The organism is Massilia timonae (assembly GCF_001866515.1).
GTDB classification, from domain to species: Bacteria; Pseudomonadota; Gammaproteobacteria; order Burkholderiales; family Burkholderiaceae_D; genus Telluria; species Telluria timonae.
In genome coordinates, this window is sequence record NZ_JRYB01000001.1 from 3,723,498 (window position 1) to 3,741,093 (window position 17,596).

The window sequence follows — 17,596 nt, forward strand, 5'->3', positions numbered from 1 at the left end:
CTTCCGCACAGCGCGCCGACTCCCGGCCGCGGTTCGAGGAATGGAACGGGTGGAAATCACAGCCAAGCGGCGCATCGGCGCCTTCACATATTCGCTGGGCGCGGCCGTGGTGTTCGCGCTCGCCTTCAATGCAGGATTCTGGATCGACCTGGTCGATGCCGTCGGCGGCCTGGAGCCCGCGCGCCTGCCGCTGCTGGCGGCGGCGCTGTTGGTGCTGATGCTGTTTTTCGTGGCGCTGCTGGCGCTGGCCAGCTTCCGCTGGGTCTACAAGCCGGTGCTGGTGGCCGGCATCCTGGCGTCGTCCGCGATCGGTTATTTCATGTACCAGTACGGCATCGTGATCGACCGCACGATGGTCCAGAATGTGCTCGAGACGGACGTCCGCGAAGCCGCTGAGCTGGTCAACTGGCAGATGGGCATCTACCTCGGGCTGACCGGCCTGTTCCCGGCGTTGCTGGTGGCGCGCGCCCGCATCGACTATCCTGCCGGCCTCCGAGGACTGGCGACGCGTGTCGGGGTGGCGGGCGGGGCGCTGCTGCTCGCGGCCGTGGTCCTGCTGCTGTCGTTCAAGTCGCTGGCGCCGGCATTCCGCGAACACCGCGAACTGCGCTACCAGCTGACGCCGATGAACCTGGTGCATGCGCTGCAGGGGCACATGCGCAGCCGGCTGCGCACGCCAGTAGCCGTGGCCGCGCTCGGGCGCGACGCGGTCAAAGGCCGGACTTGGAACGGCCAGGCGCGGCCGACTGTCGTCGTGCTCGTGGTCGGCGAAACGGCGCGCGCCGCCAGTTTCTCGCTCAATGGCTACGCGCGCGAGACGAATCCGCTGCTGGCGCGTGAGCCCGGCCTGATCAATTTCACCAATGTGCAGTCGTGCGGCACCGCCACCGCGGTCTCGCTGCCCTGCATGTTTTCGGGCATGGGTCGCGAGGAATACGACAGCGCGACGGCGCGCAGCCGCGAAGGCCTGCTTGACGTGCTGTCCCACGCAGGCCTACGAGTGGTATGGCGCAACAACAACTCGGGCTGCAAGGGCGTCTGCGACCGGATCGAGGTGGTCGACTTGTCGATCCCGCAACCGGGCGCCCCGCATTGCAACGCCGCCGAATGCTACGACGAGCGCCTGCTGGAAGGTTTGCCGGAGATGCTGCGCCAACCGCAGCGCGACCTGGTGGTCGTGCTGCACCAGAAGGGGAGCCATGGGCCGGCATATGCGCGCCGATATCCGGTCGGCTTCGCCCGCTTCGGGCCGGTATGCGAGACCACCGAATTCCAGAAATGCCGGCGCGAAGAAATCGTCGCTGCCTACGACAACACGATTCTGTACACCGACCATGTCCTGAGCCGGGCGATCGGCATGCTGCGCCGCGCCTCGCAGGAGGGGGGCGCAGACACCGCCTTGCTGTATGTGTCGGACCACGGCGAGTCGCTCGGGGAACGCAACCTGTACCTGCATGGCGCGCCCTACTTGTTTGCGCCTGCTGAACAGACCCGGGTGCCGATGATGCTGTGGATGTCGGATGCGTTCAGCACGCGCTTCCGTATCGACCGCACTTGCCTGGCAGCACGCCGCGAGCAGTCTTTCTCGCATGACAACCTGTTCCACTCGGTGCTAGGAATGCTGGACATCAATACCGCGATCGCGAATCCGCGCCTCGATATTTTCCGCCCGTGCATCCGCAGCAGCTGAGTGCGATCGGCGGTGTTCTGCGCCGCACGCCGGTGATATACTGACGCGCATGACCCGCCGGCTCTTCCAGTTGTTGATAATGACGCTCGCGCTGCAGTTCAGCTGGAGCGTGGTCAGCGCCTATTGCATGCACGAGACCGGGCGGGCGGCCGAGCATTTTGGCCACCACCAGCACAAGTCCGAGGTACACGATCCACTGGCCTCGGCGGACCTGGACCATCCAGCCGCATCCAAGAAGGCGAGCGGCGCCCATTCGCACTGCGCCTCCTGTAGCCACGCGGTTTCCGTGCCGGTCGCGGTCGGCGAATCCGTCTGGCGCGCCGCGCGCGTCGGCGCTCGCCCGGCCAACCAAGAACCTTCCTTCTCTTCTCGCGTACTCGCCCCTCCCGAGCGTCCCCAGTGGCGCTCTATCGCCTGAGCCCAACGACAGCCGCGATTCTCCAGTCTGACCGGTAGCGCCACGCGCTGCCCGGCGGCCGTCCGGCATGCACTCCAGTCGTTCCAGATGACCGGCGCGCGCTCGCGCGTTGTGCCACGACACGATCGACAGCAAAACATGGGCCATTGTGCCCGACATGACAGGAACGCGGGGCCCAACGCTGCGCGTTCCAGGAGGTTCATTCATGACGCCTATACCTGATCCGTCCGGCCGCGCGCTAGCGCGCGCCGCCACTGGCGCCGGCGTGTTGGCGGTACTGGTGGCTGCCGCCAGCGCCAGCCTGCTGGAAAGTATCACCCTCGCCGCGGCTGCCTTGTATCAGCTTGCCCTGCTGTTGCTGCACGGCCCGCGCCTGCGCCCAGCCCTGCGCATCGCGCTGGCAGTCGCGCTGCTGGCCCCGGCGCCATTCCTGATCGGTGCCGCGATCCACGCACTGACCCATGTGCAGGCGTTCTCGCCACTGTCGATGGTCCCGGCGGTGCTGTCCAGCCTGCTGGCGGCGTTGCTGCGCGGCCTGCTCGCGCGCCGCCGGCAAGGGGGCGATGGCGTCGACCACCCGGCCGTGGCGCCGCCCGCGCCGGCGCAGATGCTGGCGCCGGGCATGGTGACACTGTGCGCCGCTACCGCGCTCGGCGCAGGCGCCTGGCAGGCCGACGCAGTGATCGGCATCGGCCTGCTGCTGGCGATGCTATTCGGCCTGCTAGGCCGGCATCTGCTGCAGGCCGGCAGCCTGCTCGACTGACGTGCAGGCATCCAAGCAACCCTTACAAGGAAATACGATGTCTCATTTTTACTATCGTGCCGATGGCGGCACGTCCCAGCCATGCGCATCTTGATCATCGAAGACAACCCCGACATTCTTGCCAACTTGTACGGCTATCTGGAGCCCAGGGGCTACGTCGTGGACTCGGCCCGCAACGGCTACGGCGGGCTGGCGCTGATCTCGGAAAACGCCTACGACGCAGTCGTTCTGGACTTGATGTTACCCGGCCTGAGCGGACTCGAGCTTTGCCAGAAGATGCGCGCGGAATTCCGGCTCGATACCCCGGTGCTCATGCTCACGGCGCGCGACAGCCTGGAAGACAAGGCGGCCGGCTTCAACAGCGGCGCCGACGACTATCTAGTCAAACCTTTCTCGCTGGCCGAGCTCGACATGCGGCTGCGGGCGCTGGCGCGGCGTGCTGCGGGTCGCCATGTTCCCGATCGCACGCTGCGCTTCGGCGAGCTGGTGTTCGACCCGGACTTGCAGAGTGCTCACCGCGAAGGTCGTCGGGTTGCCCTGACTCGGACCGGCTACATCCTGCTGCAGGTGCTGATGGAGGCGGCACCACGCATCGTCCCGCGCGCGGTCCTCGAGCATGCGGTGTGGGGCGAGGACCGTCCGGACAGCGATGCGCTGCGCACCCATATCCACGCGCTGCGCCAGTCGCTCGACAAGCCCTTTTCCGCTCCGATGGTCTTGACGGTGACCGGAGTTGGATTTCGCCTGGTGCTGCCCGATGCCTGAGGCCAGCTCGCTCAGACGGCGCATCGTCGCCGTATTCGTCCTGTTCGGCGTCGTGCTGTCGATCCTGGTGGCCATGCTGGCCGCCATCGCAGTGGAAGGCATCGAGGCCTCGCTGGTCGATGACCGGCTGGCCGAAGTCGCCAAGTGGGCGTTGCCGCGCGATGCGGCCGGACTCGAGGTCGACCTGCCGGCCGGCCTTCGCTTTCATCGCGGCTCCGACATCCCGCCTGCGTTGCGCGGCCTGCCGGCGGGCGTATCCGACCCTGACCTTGGCCGCGACGGTGTGCACGTGCTGTCCGGAGCCGATGCCCGCGGGCCCTACGTGGTGGTTGACCACGAGAGCGACTACGAGAAGGTCGAGCTGGTCGTGTATGCGATGTTTGCAGCTTCGTTCGCGGTGTTCGTCCTGCTGGCAGCCATGCTGGGTGCGGTAGTGGGGCGTCGTGTGGTGGCGCCGATCAGCGCACTAGCAGCTGCGGTCGATGCCGGGGCAACTCCCCTACCTGAGACCGGCCGCGAGGACGAACTGGGCTTCCTTGCCCGTGCTCTCGATAGCCATACGACCGACATGAAGCGGGTACTGGACCGCGAGCGTTTTTTCACTGGCGACGTAAGTCACGAGTTGCGGACCCCGCTCATGGTCATCGCAGGGGCCGCCGAGATACTTCTCGCCGAGCCAATGACCGCGGCGCTGCACGCCGCCGCCCAGCGCATTGCCAGGGCCGCGCGCGAGGCTGCCGAATGTATAGATGTTCTCCTGCTGCTGGCGCGCGAGCCCTACGCGGACCGATTGGCGCCAGTGTCGCTTCGCGACCTGGCATGGCGCGAAGTGGAGCGCTACCAACCCATGATGGCGGGCAAGCCAGTGATCTTGCTGTGCCTGGGCGATGCGCCATTGCCAGTACGCGCGCCCCCTGAGCTCTGTGCCTGCTTGGTGGGTAACCTGATACGCAACGCTTGCCAGTACACCGAACAGGGTAGTGTGACCGTAATGATTGAGGATGGGCTCCTGAGCGTGGAAGATACCGGCCCGGGATTACCCGATGCTGTGCGTGTAACCCTGGGACATGGTGATCGGGCCGCGCCGTCGAGCGGTTCGGCCGGAACAGGTCTCGGATTGTCTCTCGTGGCCCGGATTTGCGATTACCTGGGAGCGTCGTTCAGCTATCAGGATCGCGTGAATGGCGGCAGCAGATTTGTCGTGGGTTTTCCTGCATTGCAGGCCAGAGCGGAAAATAATTGAGCGGCGGCTGCGCAATGCTGGATAGTCCTGCTACTGGCGCTCTTCCACTCGTATTGCGTGTACAAATCGGCAGACCAGCTATAGAGGCCTGCTCCGCTGGACACTGATGTGTGTAGTGGCCTCGTATTTAACGTACGTTTAACAAGCTGTTTTCTAAGATATCGCAGAAATCAGGCGGGCAGCACGGCGACGTGATATCCGCAAAATCGTCGGATGATATGCGCAGGAGAGCCTATGAATATCGGTGGTATTGACAGTAGCCGCATCCAGGCCATGATGGAGCAACTGAAGTCAGCGGCGGCCAAGCCGGCCAATAGCCCGGACCCGGTGCCCGCATCGACCGCAGTCGATGGCAAGCCGGTAGCCAAGGTTGATTTTGCCCAGACATTGCATAATACGCTTCAGGCGGTAAGCGATCGCTCTGCGGAAGCGCGTGCCATGGGGCAGCGGTTCACTGCGGGTGACAACTCGGTTAGCCTGGCGGACACCATGGTGGCGATGCAGAAATCAAGTATCGCTTTTCAGGCAACGCTGCAGGTGCGCAACAAGGTCGTTTCCGCGTACACCGACATCATGAACATGCAGGTGTAGTGAGCATAGCGAGCTGACAATCTGCACTGGTTCGGACGCGCGCTACCGTAACAAGCTCTCTGTTAATCCCCCTCTTTGCAGGTCACTGTTCAATCGAGGAGCTACACTAAAATCGTTGCACTGTCTTTAGGCCGAGTCTAGGGCCCGGCAATGCTATGGAAGGAGAGGGCCTAAGGAGTGCGTGGCAACCTCGAGTGTTCGTCAGCCCGGCGAGGTTGCCATCGTTGGCGATACCGATCAGGCGGCGAGCCTTCCAGACTTTTTGAGATGACGTACCAGAATGTACGAGCCCAGCCAAATTGCGAAAGCGGTGATGAGGATGGTGCTGTCTGGTACGCCACTAATGCCCTGGACTTGGTAGCTCGACCAGAATACCCCGAGTGCCAAAGCGAGCACCACCACGAACATGGTGTTGTATTCCTTGACGATCACCCGGGTCCAATTAAATGTCAGCTTCGACATCGTGTGCCTCCAGTCGTGCCACTTTGGGAGCCAACGATTCACGCTTCGGCAATATTGGACGTACTCGTTCCCGAATTTTTCGGACAAAAATTTTTCTTCGGCAGAGACGATTGAAATATAAGCGATCAACACAAAAGGAAGCACCGTCAGATAAAACAACGTGGAGTGAATAACAAGTGCCAGTCCAACGGCGAGTAAGATGTTTCCCACATAAAGGGGGTTTCGGCAATGGCTGAATACACCTCCAGTAACCAGCTTGCTGGCATAGACCTTGCGATCTCTTCCGCCCCGCTCGATGTATTCGTATCCAATTGTAATAATCCTGAGTCCTTGCCCGAGCAAGGCAACGGAGATGCCTGCGAGATCGAGTAAAGCGTTTAATCCCGGTCGATTCAATGGGTAGGACGACTTGCCAAAAAAAATCGCGATCAGGAATATTGATGGTCCAATAATATTGCGATAACGGAAAAAGTAGCTGCCTAGATTTTGAAGCATGGAGACGCCCTAATGAATGAGTTCTGAATTTTTTAAAACTTACTTAACGGCGAGAAATCCTTCAAAACAAACATATTTCTGAATGCTAACGATGTCGGAGAATCCAGCCCGTTTCAGCATGTCGATGTTTCCCTGTGTGGAAAAAGGCTCCATCACGCCTTTGATGCTGCGTGCCTTGCCGATGATCTCAGCCTCGCTGAAACCGTGTTTCAATTTGAATTCAGTGTACACTTGGTTTGCGTAATCCTGGAATCGGCTGTCTGGCGCACGCACTTTCTCGAACATGAAAAAGGCGCCCCCCCAATTCAGCGATTGATAAATGGCATTCAGAAGATTTTGCCTAACACGTGGAGGGAGAAACTGTATTGTATAGTTGGCGACCACCATATCGGTTTTCTTCATGTCGAAATCGAGGGCATTCCCAACCACGAACGAAAGGCGCGGGTCATCGACAGGAAGACGCGATGCAAAATCGATCATGTCCTGGACGGTATCGATCCCTATCATCTGCAAGTTGGGCTTGTGCTCATGGTGTCGGGCCAATCTTGCCAGAAACTGTCCAGTGGAACATCCGATATCGTAAACGACACTATCGGGTTTGAGAAAAAAATCGCTGTAGTGACAGATTAGTTCATGCCCTTGATCATATAACGGAATAGATTTCTTAATGTGTTCATCAAAATTATCGCTAATATTTTCGAACGACCAGCCGGCGTTATGCTGGTTGATGTTTTTGTCAACATTGACCATATCATGGCCCCCACTGAATGAATGATGGCGACATTGTCTGTTGTTGAGCGTCTCGTGCACGTTAATCCGAAGTTATATCGACGTTAAATGGACAAACTGCAGGTTGGATAATCTACTTAGTGTCTTGATAGACAGGGGCTATACCATTTGAGCGAACTCAGGGGGCGCCAGAGCGCTTTGTGACGCGCGCAGCGCCTCGCGCGATGGCCGCCGCGAAGGCGTCGGTGGACATGGCCAGCGCAAGCAGCGCGAGTGCGGCGAAGCCCATGTCAGTCGGCGCTCCACAATGCATGCGCGTCGAGCTGGACGCGTGCGGCGGCGGCCAGCGCCGCGATCTGCGCAGTCTGCGCCGACAGGGCCGCGTCGAGCGCCAGGCGACGCGTGAGGAGGGCGTCGGCCAGCGAGGTTTCGCCGGCCTGGTAGGCGCGCTCCATCAGGTCGGCCTGGCGCGCGCTCTGCGCCGCCACGTCGCGCAGCTCGATCCACAGGCGGTAACGGTGCGCCTGCTCGGCCAGCACGCGGCGGGCGTCGACCTCGACCCGCACGCGGGTCTGCTCGACCCGCTCCTGCGCCATGCTGGCGCGCAGCGCCGCCGCCCGCGAGTCGGCCGAGCGCAGCGCGCCCGGGATCGGCATCGACAGGCTCAGGCCCACCAGCCGCTCTTCGCCGGCGCGCTCGCGCGCCACGCGCACGCCGATGGTCGGGTCGGGCATGCGCTCGCTGGACGCACGCCGCGCGCGCAGCCGCTCCCACTCCGATTCGGCCCTGGCCAGCGCCAGTTCGTGGTTGTCGTGCATCAGGTGCGGCAGGTCCACCTGCGCCTGGGCCTCGAGCGCGCCCGGTTCCGGCAGCGCATGCGCGTCGGGCGCCGGCAGCGTGGCATAGGTGGCGGCCAGCAGGCTGCGCGCCTGCACTGCGTCCAGGCGCGCCTGTTCCAGCAGGGCGCCGGAGCGGCGCAATTCGGTGTCGGCCTGCATCAGTTCGAGGGCGGCGCCGTCGCCGGCCTTGACCCGCCGCTCGGCGACTTGCCGCAGCCGTTCCACCAGCGCGTGCTGCTGCGCCAGGCGCAGCTCGGCGGCGTGGGCGGTCAGCGCGGCGTACCAGTCGCGCATCAGCGCGCGGCCCGCTTCGTGCCACAGGTCGGCGCGCTGCGATTCGGCCAGCGCCACGCCCTGGTCGCCGATGGCGCGGTCCTGGCCGGCCTTGCCGAACCAGCGTACGGTGCGCTCGAGGCTGGCCTCCTCTTCGCGGAAGCGTTCGTCGCTGGCGCGGATGCTGCGCCGGGCCAGGCCGGCGCTGGCGATCCATTCGTAGGGACCGGCGGCAAGGCGCTCGCGCTCGGCGCCGGCCAGTTCGCGGCCGATGCTGCCGGCGCGCAGCGCCGGCAGGGTGGCCAGCGCCTGGCGCGCCGCCGCCTCGGGCGGCAGGGCGTACAGCCGATCGCCGGCCAGCGGCAGCTGCGCCGCCGTGTCGGCGGCGGCCCAGGCGCCGGCGCCAGGCAGTACCATGGCCGCGAACAGGGCGCGGATCGCAAGGCGCTTCATGCCAGCCTCCCGCTCGCGATGATGGGGCTCATCCAGTAGCTCACTTCCGGGCTCGGGATGTCCGCCGCCAGCGCGGCGAGCAGGCTGTCCAGTTCGGTGCGCAGGCCCCCGATCAGGATCAGCTTGCGCGCGCTGCGGCCCTGCACCAGTTCCATCGGCGATTGCAGGCGTGCGCCCTGGCCGGCGCCTTGCGCGCCGAGGATGGTGAAGCCGCCGGCCCATTTCGGGTGCAGCAAGAGGAAGTCGATGATGTCTTCTTCCAGGCCGACCGGGATGGCCAGCGTCAGGAGGGTATCGTTAGCGTCAGTCTTCATGGTGTGTGCAGGATGTCGTTGGCGGGCGCGCGCGCAGCCTTCGGCACGCCGAAGCGGCGGAACAGCAGCGGCAGCAGGATCAGGGTCAGCGCGGTCGCGCTCACCAGGCCGCCGATGACGACGATCGCCAGCGGTTTCTGGATCTCGGAGCCGGGCCCGGTCGCCAGCAGCAGCGGGATCAGGCCGAGGCCTGCGATGCAGGCCGTCATGACCACCGGGCGCAGGCGGCGCAGGGCGCCCTGGCTGACCACCTGGGCCAGCGGCAGGCCGCGCGCGGCGAGCTGGTTGAAATAGGTGATCATCACCAGCCCGTTGAGCACCGCGATACCCATCAGCGCGATGAAGCCCACCGAGGCCGGCACCGACAGGTATTCGCCGGTGGCGAACAACGCGACGATGCCACCGATCAGCGCGAACGGAATGTTCACGAACACCAGCAAGGCCTGGCGCACGCTGCCCAGGGTGGAAAATAGCAGCAGGAAGATCAGCGCCAGCGCCACCGGCACCACCAGCGCCAGGCGGCTGGCGGCGCGCTGCTGGTTCTCGAACTGGCCGCCCCAGCTCAGGCTGTAGCCCGTGGGCAGCTTGACCTGCGCTGCCACGGCGGACTTGGCCTCATCGACGAAACCGACCAAGTCGCGTCCGCGCACATTGGCGCGCACCACCGCCATGCGGCTGCCGTCTTCGCGCTCGACCTTGACCGGGCCGTCAGTCGTGCGCAGCGCGGCGACCTGGCTGAGCGGGACCGACTGGCCGTCGGCGAGCGGTAGGCGCAGCTGGCGGAACAGCTCGGGCGACATGCGCAGGGCGTCGCCGCCGCGCACCAGCAGCGGCAGGCGGCGCGCTTCCTCGATCACCACGCCGACCGGCTGGCCTTCGACCAGGGTGCGCAGGTCGGCCTGCACCTGTTCGGCGGAAAGGCCCAGACGGCCGGCCGCGACGCGGTCGATCTCGACCTGCAGGTATTGCACGCCCTCGTTTTCGACGGTGAGCACGTCCTGGGCGCCGGGCAGGCGCTCGACCACCCCGACGATGCGGCGCGCCAGTGCAGTCAGCTGCGCGGTGTCCTGGCCGAATACCTTGATGGCCAGGTCGCCGCGTACGCCGGACAGCATCTCGGCGGTGCGCATTTCGATCGGCTGGGTGAAGCTGACGTTCACCCCGGCGAAATCGGCCGTGGCCTGGCGCAGCGCCTCGACCAAGTCTTCCTTGTCCGGGCTGCGCCATTTCTCGCGGGGATTCAGCACCAGGAAGGCGTCGGTCTCGTTGGGACCCATCGGGTCCAGGCCCAGTTCGTCCGAGCCGACCCGCGCCACGATGCGGCTGACCTCGGGCACCTGTTCCAGGATGCGGCGCTGGATCGCCAGGTCCTGCTTGACGGATTCCTCCAGGTTCATCGACGGCAGCTTCTCGGTCTGCATGATCAGGTCGCCCTCGTCGAGGGTCGGCATGAACGACTTGCCGACTACGGTGAACAGGCCCGCGGCCACGGCCAGCGCGACGCCGGCGGCGATGAACACCGGCCGCTCATTGCGCATGACGTGCGCCAATACCGACGCATACGCCGCTTCCATGCGCTGCACGATCTTCGGCGCCGGGCCATGGTGGTCCTTGAGCAGCATCGACGCCAGCACCGGGATCACGGTCAGCGACAGCAGCAGCGATGCGCCCAGCGCGAAAATAATGGTCAGCGCCACCGGGGCGAACAGTTTTCCTTCCAAGCCCTGCAGCGTGAGCAGCGGCAGGAACACGATCATGATCACCGCCATGCCGGCGCTGACCGGCACCGCCACGTCGCGCACCGCGCGGTAGATAACGTGCAGGCGCAGGTGCGCCTGGCCCGGCTTGCTAGAGGTCGAATGGGCTTCGATGTTCTCGACCACCACCACCGCGGCGTCGACCAGCATGCCGATCGCAATCGCCAGGCCGCCCAGCGACATCAGGTTGGCCGACAGGCCGAAGTGGCGCATCAAGAGGAAGGTGCCGAGCGCCGACAGCGGCAGGATGCAGGCCACCACCAGCGCGGCGCGCACATTGCCCAAAAAGACGTACAGCAGCACGATCACCAGCACCGTCGCTTCCAGCAGGGCCTTGGCCACCGTCTGCACGGCGCGCTCGACCAGGTTGCCGCGGTCGTAGAAGGTGCTCACGGTGGTGCCTTGCGGGAGGGTCTTGCCGATGTCCTCGAGGCGGTTGCGGATCTGTTCGACGACGCTCTGGGCGTTGGCGCCGCGCATGGCCAGCACCAGGCCCTGCACCGCCTCGGCCTTGCCGTCCTGCGTCACGGTGCCGTAGCGGGTGAGGCTGCCGACGCGCACGGTGGCCACCTGGCCGACGGTGACGGCGACGCCGTCGCGGCTGGCGATGGCGATCGCGGCCACGTCGTCCAGGGTGTGCACGCCGGCGTCGCTGCGGATCAGCAGCGACTCTTCGCCGCTGCCCAGGCGTCCGGCGCCGTCGCTGCGGTTGTTGGCTTCCAGCGCGTCGCGCAACTGGGCCAGCGACACCTTGCGCGCGGCCAGGGCGGCCGGGTCGGGCACCACCTCGAAGCTCTTGACTTCGCCGCCCAGGGCATTGACGTCGGCCACGCCCGGGATGCCGCGCAGCGCCGGGCGGATGGTCCAGTCGAGCAGGGTGCGCTTGTCCATCAGCGACAGCGGGCCTTCGATGGTGAACATGAACACGTCGCCCAGCGGCGTGGTGATCGGCGCCATGCCGCCGCTGACCGATTCGGGCAAGTCCTGCATGACGCTGGCCAGGCGCTCGCTGACCTGCTGGCGCGCCCAGTAGACGTCGGTGCCGTCGTCAAAATTGAGGGTGATGTCGGCGATCGCGTATTTCGACTGCGAGCGCAGGATGGCCTGGTTGGGGATGCCGAGCAGCTCCTGCTCGACCGGCGCGACGATGCGGGTCTCGACTTCCTCGGGTGTCATGCCGGGGGCCTTGAGCACGATCTTGACCTGGGTGCCCGACACGTCGGGGAAGGCGTCGATCGAGAGTTCTCCGATGGCGCGCGCGCCGGCGCCGATCATCAAGAGGGCGATCACCAGCACCAGCAGGCGCTGCGACAGCGACAGCGCAATCAAGCGGCCCAGCATCACGGTTGTCCTTTCTCTTCCTGCGCCGGCTCGCCCAGCCCGCTCCACACGCCCTTGAGCGCGGCGACGCCGCGCGCCGCGACCGGCGCGCCGGCCGCCACGGCGCCGCGGACCCAGACGTGCTCGCCGGCGGCGGCCCCTGGCTGCACCGGCACCGCCAGGAAGCCTTTGGCGTTGCGCACGAAGACATAGGTCGCCGCGCCGCGCCGCGCCAGCGCGCCGGCCGGCACCGCCACCGCACCGTCCTGGCGCGCCGCATGCAGCAGGCGCGCCTCGACGAAGGCGTTCACCCGCAGGCAGTCGTTGCGCTCGCGCTGTTCGGCGCGCACCGTGGCGGTCTGGTTGGCGTCGTTGAGCAGGGGCGAGATCGCGGTCACGCGCACGCTGCAGCCTTCGCCCACCAGCAGCGTGTCGCCGATCGCGATCGACGGCAGCTGCTGGCGCGAGGCCTGCAGTTCGACCCACAGCGGGCCGGGGCGCACGATGCGGGCCACGGCCATCCCCGGCTCGACCTGCTGGCCGGCGGCCAGCGGCATGTCGAGGATGGTGCCGGCGGCCTGCGCGCGCACGGTCAGCAGCGGCGTCACCTGGCGCGAGTCGACCAGGGCGCGGATCTGGGCGGCGCTCATGCCGCCGGCGCGCAGCGCATGCACCTGCTGTTCGGCGCCCAGGGTGGCCGCCTGCGCCGCGGCGCGGCTTTCATCGAGGCGCACGCGCGCGATGATGCCGTCCTTGTATAGGCCTTCGTCGCGCGCCAGCCTGTCGCTGGCCAGGCGCGCCTGGGCGGCCTGCCCGAGATAGTCGGCCTGCAGCGCCATCCACGGCTGGCTGTACAGGACCGCGAGCGGGGCGCCGGCGCGCACGGTCTGCAGCGGCGCCGCCTTGAGTTCCTGGATCACGCCGCTCCAGTTGCTGCTGCTGACCGACTGGGCCGTGGACGGCGCGACCACGGTGCCCGTCAATACGAGGGCGCCGCTGCCGGCGTCGCCGCCGCCCACCGTCGCCAGCGCCGGCGCGGTCTTCACGCCGGCGCGCTCGATCTGGGCGGGCGACACGACGAGCTGTTCCGGCTTGACTCCCGGCTGGGCCAGGGCGGACTGGGAAACGAGGGTGGCCGCGGCGAGCAGCGCGGCGGCGGGGAAGTGGCGTGCGGGTGTCATGATGATGGACTGGCGGCAAGAAGATGGCGCCGATCTTGCGTGGGAGTTCTTAACAAGTTCTTAAATAAACATTTTTTTGGTCATTCAGAACTTCTTCACGGCTTGCCGGTAACATGAGGGGTTTCACGAAAAGGACACCATGCGGATCTTGCTGACCGAAGACGACCCACAGATCGGACGTGCCACCCAGATCGGCCTGGAGCAGGACGGCCATGCGGTCGACTGGGTCACGTCGGCGGAGCACATGCACACGGCGGTGCGCCTGCACGACTATGCCTGCGTGCTGCTCGACCTGGGCCTGCCCGGCCAGGACGGGATGGCGGCGCTGGCCCGGCTGCGCGGCGGGGGCTACGATGGCGCGGTGCTGATCGTCACTGCGCGCGACCAGGTCCCGGACCGCATCGCCGGGCTCGACGCTGGCGCAGACGATTTTCTCGTCAAGCCGTTCGACCTGGACGAGCTGGCGGCGCGCATCCGCAGCGCCTCGCGCCGCGCCGCCGGCCGGGTACGCGAGCGGCTCGTGCACGGCGACCTGGTGCTGGACCTGGCCGAGCGCCAGGTGTTGCAGGAAGGCCGGCCGGTGACGCTGTCGGTCAAGGAATTCCGCATCCTGCAGATGCTGCTGGAGAACCGCGGGCGCGTCATCAGCCGCGAGCAGCTGGAAAAGCACCTGTACGGCTGGGGCGAGGAAGTGGAGAGCAATGCGGTGCAGGTGCACATCCACCACCTGCGCAAGAAGCTGGGCCGCTCGCTGATCCGCACCGTGCACGCGGTGGGCTACTGCATCGACGCACCCGGGGCGCCGGCGTGAGGCCCGCCAGCGGCGCGCGCTGGTCGCTGCGCAAGACTCTGCTGGCGCTGCTGTTGGGACTGACCGTGGCGCTATGGGCGGGCAGCGCGGCGATCGTTTACGTGGAAGCGGAGCAGGAAAGCCATGAACTGTTCGACCATTCGCTGTCCGAGACCGCCAACCTGCTGCTGTCGCTGGTCGAGAACGAGCTGCGCGAGCATGGCTACATCAAGCTGCCGGTGCAGGTGCATCCGAATCCCGATCGCTACCTGATGTTCCAGGTGTTCGACGCCCGTGGCCGCCTGATGTACCGAAATGCCGGCGCGCCCGCCGCCACGCTGGCGGCGGCGCCGCCCGACGGCTTTTCGTGGTCCACTCTGCAGGGGCAGCGCTGGCGCGTGTACGCGCTGCGCGACCGCGAGCGTACGCTGCGGCTGGTGGTGGCCGAGCCGAACACCCACCGCGAGGACATCAGCACGCGCTTTTTCTACAAGGTGCTGGCCTTCGGTTCGGTGCTGGTGGCGCTGGCGGCGGCGGCGATCTGGTGGAGCGTGCACCGGGTGTTTCGCGTGCTGCAGGCGTCGGCCGACGAAGTCGCGGCGCGCACGCCCAACGACCTGGCGCAAGTGAAGCTGGACGGCATCCCGAGCGAAGCCTTTCCGCTGATGCAGGCGATTAACCGCCTGTTCGGGCGGGTGCGCCACGCGATCGAGCACGAGCAGCGCTTCACCGCCGACGCCGCGCACGAGCTGCGCACGCCGCTGGCGGCGATCAAGACCAATCTGCAGGTCTTGCAGCGAGCGCGCAACGAGGCCGAGCGCGCTGAATTCATCGGCGCGCTCGGCGTGAGCGTCGACCGCGCCTCGCGCCTGGTCGATCAGTTGCTCACGCTGGCGAAGCTCGATCCGGATGGTGGCGCCGCACCGGCATTGCGGCCGGGCGACATCGCCACGTTGCTGCGCGAGGATGCGGACGACTGGCAGGTCGCCGGCGCAGCGCGCGGGCACGTGGTGACCTTCAAGATCGCGCCCGCACCCTGCCTGCTGGAGCCGGACAGCCTGCGCATGCTGGTGAGGAACCTGGTCGACAATGCGCTGCGCTATAGCCCCGCGCCGGGCAAGATTGCGATCGCCTGTGGCCAGGAGCATGGGCAAACTTATCTGCAGATAAAGGATGGCGGACCAGGAATCCCCGAGGCCCAGCGTGATAGGGTGTTCGAACGCTTCGTGCGGCTGGCCGGCTCGCACCAGCCAGGCAGCGGGCTCGGACTGTCGATCGTGCGCCGGATCGCCGACCTGCACGGCGCCGAACTTCGTCTGACCAGCGGCTTTGCGCCGGCCGGTCTGACGGTCGATCTCGTGTTCGTGCCCGATGCCGCTACGCAGGATGTTAAACAGCAGATTGCCGCCTGATTGTCTTCTTTCCGCCTGCTTCAGCGTCGGCCGCGGCCGTAATCGGCTGCAGCGCCGAGCCCGTCGGCGCGGCAGTCGGTCAGCTGCTCGCCAGCCTGTTGGGGACATCGCGCGCGGTAGTGGGCCCAGCGGCCTGATTTGCGGCAGGCAGCGCCGCCAATGCTTCGTCCAGCATGATCGGCGCCGTTGCCAGCAGCGCCGCGTCAAGGCTTTGTGGATCGATCCCATCATGCAGTAATCGCAGGGTAAGTTGCAGCAGCGCAGGCATATCGATGCCGAGTACGCGCGCCTCGAGGAGCGTTAGTTGCAGCGCGTGAAGCAGCGGGCGGCCGGACGGTGCCGGTTTGATCGAGCACGAAGTCGGTCCACATCGAGCTGCTCACGCGCCAACCCACGATCCGCCGGGCGAAGACGTCAATGACGAGGGCGGCGTACACGAAGCCCTGCCATGCGGAGACGTAGGTGAATTCACTCACCCACAGCTGGTCCGGCCGCTGAGACTTGAATTGGCGGTTGACCCGGTCGAGTGGGCACGGGGCTTTCGCGTCCGGGACCGTGGTGCGCACGACCTTACCGCGCAGGCCGGCGCGACGTATCAGCCGCTTCACAGTGCAGCGCGCCATGACAGTACCCTCACGGCGTAGCTGTCGCCACACCTTGTCGACACCGTAGACCTGCAAGTTCGCCTGCCAGACGCGCTCGATTTCGACGCTCAACACCTCATCTCGCCGCACCCTTGCGCACTGCAGTGCCGGGTTACGCTGCTGCGCTACATGACGCCAATAGCCCGACGGCGCGACCTGCATGAGGCGGCAGATCGGCTCAACGCCCTAGACATAACGGTGCTTGTCGATGAACGCTCTTACGAATTGAAGCGGCGGTCGAGCTCCGCCAGGGCGAAAGCGCGCCCGCCACGCGCAGCGCTTTCATGCGTTCCTGTTCGGCGCTGCTTGGGCCCGGGCGTTGTCCCGTATCGGTTTCCTGCTGGCGTACCCAACGACGCAGCGTTTCAGGCGTGCAGCCAATCTTGGCAGGAATCGAGGTAATTGCCACTCATTGCGACGGATTCTCGCTGCCGGCTTCGCTGAACATGCGCACGGCGCGCTCGATGACCTTGGGGGAATACTTGGGTTGCTTCTTCATAGCTCCATTCTCTCAAACAACGGAGCCTCCTCAAAGCCTGTGGCTATTCAGCGTTTTCAGAGGCGATGAATTTTCCATTCCCTGTAACGTTGCAGCAACGCATATCTTAATTTCCTTGTGGAAATGTCTAAAATATTTATAATGAAGCCTCATTAGAAATTTTTTTGGCGTGGATTGTGTCAATGGCTAACGAAAAATTTGAGAGTGGTGACATCAATATTCTTGGTAATGGCAACGCTGTTGGTAACCGTATTAGAGTAACGAACGTCAGCAAGACAGTTATTCACAATCGAGGTGGCTCGGGCGGTCCAGGTGGTGCCGGCGGTGGCGGTAACGACAGAGAAGATGGAGCAGCAGTTCTAGGTTTAGGATTGGGAGCGCTAGTAGCTTTAGCAGCGCTTTCGTTCTGGTTTGCACGCTATTCAGACTTGATCTACTCGCTCTTGACGGTGCTCAGCATAACTAACGGTGGACTCGGACTTATAGCTGCAGTCAGGCAGATTTATATCGACGATTACATGGAAGCTCTGCGGAGCATGGCCGTTGCTCTCATCGGAATCCTTACATTCTTCATCGTAGGAACAGCTGAGGACACAATGCCTAAGGACCTGGCCATGCTCGCTCAAAGTGGTACGTTCCAGAGTTTTTGGTGTGGCCTGAGCGTCTACGGTCAGCAAGTAGCATCGCAGCACTCGGTGCTAGGTACTTTGCTTCTGGTGCCACTGGGTATTCTGACCTTGCTTCAAAGCTGGCGTGCCTTCGTTGTTGCAGTATGCGCTGAGGACGAGCTGCCAGATTGGGTCGATTCATTCTTTAATTTCATTTCGGGAGATCGCCAATTTTTTGCAATGTGTATCATTTGTGCAATTGCCGTCGTTGGGCATTCACAAATTGGTGATGAGTTTTGGAAGGAGCATTTCAGCTCTCGAGTGGATTTCTTCTGTGGTGTTAAGTAATC

The 17,596-nt window shown here is 64.8% G+C and carries 15 protein-coding genes, 1 pseudogene and 1 other annotated feature; of the genes and pseudogenes, 9 read left to right on the forward strand and 7 right to left on the reverse strand.

The window, feature by feature from the left end; genetic code table 11:
* Nucleotides 1-40: 40 nt before the first annotated feature.
* From LO55_RS16085 to fliE, 6 genes are all read left to right on the forward strand, one after another.
* Entirely contained in the window at nt 41-1,690 is a 1,650-nt protein-coding gene (locus LO55_RS16085; RefSeq protein ID WP_083415356.1) for a phosphoethanolamine transferase, read from the forward strand.
* A 49-nt stretch (nt 1,691-1,739) separates the two neighbouring features.
* The gene (locus LO55_RS16090; protein ID WP_071362226.1) at nt 1,740-2,108 is read left to right on the forward strand and encodes a hypothetical protein; all 369 of its coding nucleotides are present in this window, start codon (nt 1,740-1,742) and stop codon (nt 2,106-2,108) included.
* Between the two features lie 205 nt (nt 2,109-2,313).
* A complete protein-coding gene (locus LO55_RS16095; protein WP_143054532.1) occupies nt 2,314-2,871 on the forward strand; it encodes a hypothetical protein in 558 nt (185 codons plus the stop codon).
* Nucleotides 2,872-2,952: 81 nt separating this feature from the next.
* Nucleotides 2,953-3,636 (forward strand): response regulator transcription factor, encoded by a 684-nt coding sequence (locus LO55_RS16100; protein ID WP_071362228.1) that lies wholly within the window; start codon nt 2,953-2,955, stop codon nt 3,634-3,636.
* Nucleotides 3,629-4,879, forward strand: coding sequence for a sensor histidine kinase (locus tag LO55_RS16105; protein ID WP_071362229.1), 1,251 nt, complete (start codon nt 3,629-3,631; stop codon nt 4,877-4,879). Before LO55_RS16100 ends, LO55_RS16105 begins: the two co-directional genes overlap by 8 nt.
* A gap of 234 nt (nt 4,880-5,113) precedes the next feature.
* Nucleotides 5,114-5,470 carry a flagellar hook-basal body complex protein FliE gene (gene fliE, locus LO55_RS16110; protein ID WP_071362230.1) on the forward strand — a complete coding sequence of 119 codons (357 nt, stop codon included), beginning with the start codon at nt 5,114-5,116 and terminating at the stop codon, nt 5,468-5,470.
* Nucleotides 5,471-5,707: 237 nt separating this feature from the next.
* Here the strand turns inward: fliE and LO55_RS16115 are convergent, their stop codons facing one another.
* From LO55_RS16115 to LO55_RS16140, 6 genes are all read right to left on the reverse strand, one after another.
* Complete coding sequence (locus tag LO55_RS16115) at nt 5,708-6,427, reverse strand: methyltransferase family protein (protein ID WP_071362231.1); 720 nt, start codon at nt 6,425-6,427, stop codon at nt 5,708-5,710.
* Between the two features lie 39 nt (nt 6,428-6,466).
* Nucleotides 6,467-7,237: a methyltransferase domain-containing protein gene (locus LO55_RS16120; protein ID WP_218145983.1), complete on the reverse strand. Its 771-nt coding sequence runs from the start codon at nt 7,235-7,237 to the stop codon at nt 6,467-6,469.
* 209 nt (nt 7,238-7,446) lie between these two features.
* Nucleotides 7,447-8,721 carry a TolC family protein gene (locus tag LO55_RS16125; protein WP_071362233.1) on the reverse strand — a complete coding sequence of 425 codons (1,275 nt, stop codon included), beginning with the start codon at nt 8,719-8,721 and terminating at the stop codon, nt 7,447-7,449.
* On the reverse strand, nt 8,718-9,035 hold the full coding sequence (locus LO55_RS16130; RefSeq protein WP_071362234.1) for a DUF3240 family protein: 318 nt from the start codon (nt 9,033-9,035) through the stop codon (nt 8,718-8,720). The genes LO55_RS16125 and LO55_RS16130 overlap by 4 nt, the downstream gene beginning before the upstream one ends.
* On the reverse strand, nt 9,032-12,133 hold the full coding sequence (locus LO55_RS16135) for an efflux RND transporter permease subunit (RefSeq protein ID WP_071362235.1): 3,102 nt from the start codon (nt 12,131-12,133) through the stop codon (nt 9,032-9,034). Before LO55_RS16135 ends, LO55_RS16130 begins: the two co-directional genes overlap by 4 nt.
* Entirely contained in the window at nt 12,133-13,293 is a 1,161-nt protein-coding gene (locus LO55_RS16140) for an efflux RND transporter periplasmic adaptor subunit (protein ID WP_083415357.1), read from the reverse strand. The genes LO55_RS16135 and LO55_RS16140 overlap by 1 nt, the downstream gene beginning before the upstream one ends.
* A 139-nt stretch (nt 13,294-13,432) precedes the next feature.
* On the opposite strand from LO55_RS16140, the gene LO55_RS16145 reads away from it, so the two are divergent.
* Together LO55_RS16145 and LO55_RS16150 are read left to right on the forward strand one after the other, a co-directional pair.
* Complete coding sequence (locus tag LO55_RS16145; protein ID WP_071362236.1) at nt 13,433-14,104, forward strand: winged helix-turn-helix domain-containing protein; 672 nt, start codon at nt 13,433-13,435, stop codon at nt 14,102-14,104.
* Nucleotides 14,101-15,495, forward strand: coding sequence for an ATP-binding protein (locus tag LO55_RS16150; protein WP_071362237.1), 1,395 nt, complete (start codon nt 14,101-14,103; stop codon nt 15,493-15,495). Before LO55_RS16145 ends, LO55_RS16150 begins: the two co-directional genes overlap by 4 nt.
* 347 nt (nt 15,496-15,842) lie before the next feature.
* On the opposite strand, the pseudogene LO55_RS25920 reads toward LO55_RS16150, so the two are convergent.
* A pseudogene (locus LO55_RS25920) lies at nt 15,843-16,638 on the reverse strand (IS3 family transposase); the annotation flags it as partial.
* Nucleotides 16,287-16,400: a sequence feature (AL1L pseudoknot), on the reverse strand. Its footprint overlaps the pseudogene before it by 114 nt.
* Nucleotides 16,639-16,820: 182 nt before the next feature.
* On the opposite strand from LO55_RS25920, the gene LO55_RS16160 reads away from it, so the two are divergent.
* Nucleotides 16,821-17,594, forward strand: a complete 774-nt coding sequence (locus tag LO55_RS16160) for a hypothetical protein (RefSeq protein WP_143054534.1) — start codon at nt 16,821-16,823, stop codon at nt 17,592-17,594.
* Nucleotides 17,595-17,596: the final 2 nt, after the last annotated feature.

Excerpts from the sequence above, each read along its gene's own strand:
- fliE (WP_071362230.1), top strand. The coding sequence starts at position 5,114 with ATGAATATCGGTGGTATTGACAGTAGCCGCATCCAGGCCATGATGGAG.
- LO55_RS16125 (WP_071362233.1), bottom strand. The coding sequence starts at position 8,721 with ATGAAGCGCCTTGCGATCCGCGCCCTGTTCGCGGCCATGGTACTGCCT.
- LO55_RS16160 (WP_143054534.1), top strand. The coding sequence starts at position 16,821 with ATGGCTAACGAAAAATTTGAGAGTGGTGACATCAATATTCTTGGTAAT.
- LO55_RS16090 (WP_071362226.1), top strand. The coding sequence starts at position 1,740 with ATGACCCGCCGGCTCTTCCAGTTGTTGATAATGACGCTCGCGCTGCAG.
- LO55_RS16100 (WP_071362228.1), top strand. The coding sequence starts at position 2,953 with ATGCGCATCTTGATCATCGAAGACAACCCCGACATTCTTGCCAACTTG.
- LO55_RS16085 (WP_083415356.1), top strand. The coding sequence starts at position 41 with ATGGAACGGGTGGAAATCACAGCCAAGCGGCGCATCGGCGCCTTCACA.
- LO55_RS16095 (WP_143054532.1), top strand. The coding sequence starts at position 2,314 with ATGACGCCTATACCTGATCCGTCCGGCCGCGCGCTAGCGCGCGCCGCC.
- LO55_RS16145 (WP_071362236.1), top strand. The coding sequence starts at position 13,433 with ATGCGGATCTTGCTGACCGAAGACGACCCACAGATCGGACGTGCCACC.
- LO55_RS16115 (WP_071362231.1), bottom strand. The coding sequence starts at position 6,427 with ATGCTTCAAAATCTAGGCAGCTACTTTTTCCGTTATCGCAATATTATT.
- LO55_RS16105 (WP_071362229.1), top strand. The coding sequence starts at position 3,629 with ATGCCTGAGGCCAGCTCGCTCAGACGGCGCATCGTCGCCGTATTCGTC.
- LO55_RS16135 (WP_071362235.1), bottom strand. The coding sequence starts at position 12,133 with ATGCTGGGCCGCTTGATTGCGCTGTCGCTGTCGCAGCGCCTGCTGGTG.
- LO55_RS16130 (WP_071362234.1), bottom strand. The coding sequence starts at position 9,035 with ATGAAGACTGACGCTAACGATACCCTCCTGACGCTGGCCATCCCGGTC.
- LO55_RS16140 (WP_083415357.1), bottom strand. The coding sequence starts at position 13,293 with ATGACACCCGCACGCCACTTCCCCGCCGCCGCGCTGCTCGCCGCGGCC.